Genomic DNA, 1,687 nt, shown 5'->3' on the forward strand with positions numbered 1-1,687 from the left:
ATAAAGCACTGCGTGCTGCAGCTGAATTGGCGGATCGTTATATTACCGATCGTCACATGCCAGATAAAGCGATTGATGTGATTGATGAGGCTGGTGCGAGTCAGCGTCTTGTGCATGAAAGCAAGCGTAAGAAGCTGATCAATGTGCAGGCGATTGAGGACGTTGTTGCTAAAATTGCACGCATTCCTCCTCGCAACGTTTCTAGCTCTGATAAAGATAAGCTTAAGAATATCGAGCGGGACTTGAAAATGGTCGTGTTTGGACAGGATTTGGCGATCGAATCTCTTGCAACGGCAATCAAATTGTCACGAGCGGGTTTGAAATCACCAGAGAAACCAGATGGTGCATTCCTGTTTGCTGGTCCAACCGGTGTTGGTAAAACAGAAGTTACTAAGCAGTTGTCGAAGGTAATGGGCGTCGAGCTTGTACGTTTCGATATGTCTGAGTACATGGAGCGTCACACGGTTAGTCGTTTGATTGGTGCACCTCCAGGTTATGTTGGTTACGATCAAGGTGGATTGTTAACGGAAGCTGTTAATAAAAACCCACATTGTATCCTTCTGTTAGATGAGATCGAAAAAGCGCACCCTGAAGTGTTCAACTTGTTACTTCAAGTGATGGATCACGGCACTTTGACTGATAACAACGGACGTAAGACTGACTTCCGTCATGTTGTACTAGTAATGACCACGAACGCAGGCGCGGAGCAGATTAGTCGTCGTTCAATTGGCTTTAGTGAGCAGGATCATACGACAGATGGTATGGAGGCGCTGAATAAGTTGTTTACGCCAGAATTTAGAAACCGTCTGGATAGTATTATTCAATTTGCTCCTTTGGCGCGCGATACTGTTTGCTATGTCGTCGACAAGTTCTTAACGGAACTGCAAGCCCAACTTGATGAAAAACGCGTTGTTTTGCATGTTGATGATGAAGTGAAAGTGTATCTTGCTGAAAAAGGCTACGACGAAAAAATGGGTGCTCGCCCAATGTCACGCTTGATTCAGGAAGAGTTGAAGAAACCGCTTGCCGAGGAAATCTTGTTTGGTCACCTGTCGTCAGGTGGTGACGTGAATGTCAAATATGACAGCAAGAAAGAGCAGGTCGTTTTTGAATATGAAAAAGAAGAAGCTGCATCAGTATAGATGCAGCGTCCGATCTCGATGTAATAAAAAAGGGAGTTAAACTCCCTTTTTTATTTTAACGTGCACGGTATGTGATGCGGCCTTTTGTCAGGTCATAAGGTGTCATTTCCACCTTAACCTTGTCACCTGTAAGAATACGGATATAGTTCTTGCGCATTTTTCCAGAAATGTGAGCAGTCACAACGTGACCATTTTCTAGTTCTACGCGAAACATTGTGTTCGGCAAGGTATCTACGATTGTACCTTCCATTTCAATGACATCTTCTTTCGCCATTAAAGCGTAACCTCATTTGAGCTATTAATAGCGCCTGAGGCGCTTATTGTGGAGGTCTTTTGGTTGACCCCCGCCTAAAAAAGCGACATTTTGCCTGAAACTCGCGCGATTCGCAAAATCAGTTTCGTGCTTTTACATTTACTTATACTTTTCACTGATAGCTTGCAGTTCTTCAATCGTAAGCCAGCGTTCATCAATACGTGTTTGGAATGGTTTAAAAGCCGTTTTATACGACATTTTTCTGCATTCTTTAATGAAATATCCTAGGTAT

At 43.4% G+C, this 1,687-nt stretch carries 2 protein-coding genes and 1 pseudogene; 1 reads left to right on the forward strand and 2 read right to left on the reverse strand.

All coding sequences use genetic code 11. The features are described 5' to 3' along the window. The coding region (locus tag A3738_RS13700; RefSeq protein ID WP_156504258.1) for an AAA family ATPase at positions 1–1,142 on the forward strand (1,142 nt) is incomplete at its 5' end. Positions 1,143–1,197: 55 nt separating this feature from the next. Here A3738_RS13700 and infA read toward each other — a convergent pair. After that, the gene (gene infA, locus A3738_RS13705) at positions 1,198–1,416 is read right to left on the reverse strand and encodes a translation initiation factor IF-1 (protein WP_068476485.1); all 219 of its coding nucleotides are present in this window, start codon (positions 1,414–1,416) and stop codon (positions 1,198–1,200) included. Between the two features lie 138 nt (positions 1,417–1,554). Next, positions 1,555–1,687: pseudogene (locus A3738_RS32625) on the reverse strand (hypothetical protein); the annotation flags it as partial.

It is taken from the genome of Oleiphilus sp. HI0066 (assembly GCF_001635725.1).

Coding starts and splice junctions, on each gene's coding strand:
- infA (WP_068476485.1), bottom strand. CDS start 1,416: ATGGCGAAAGAAGATGTCATTGAAATGGAAGGTACAATCGTAGATACC.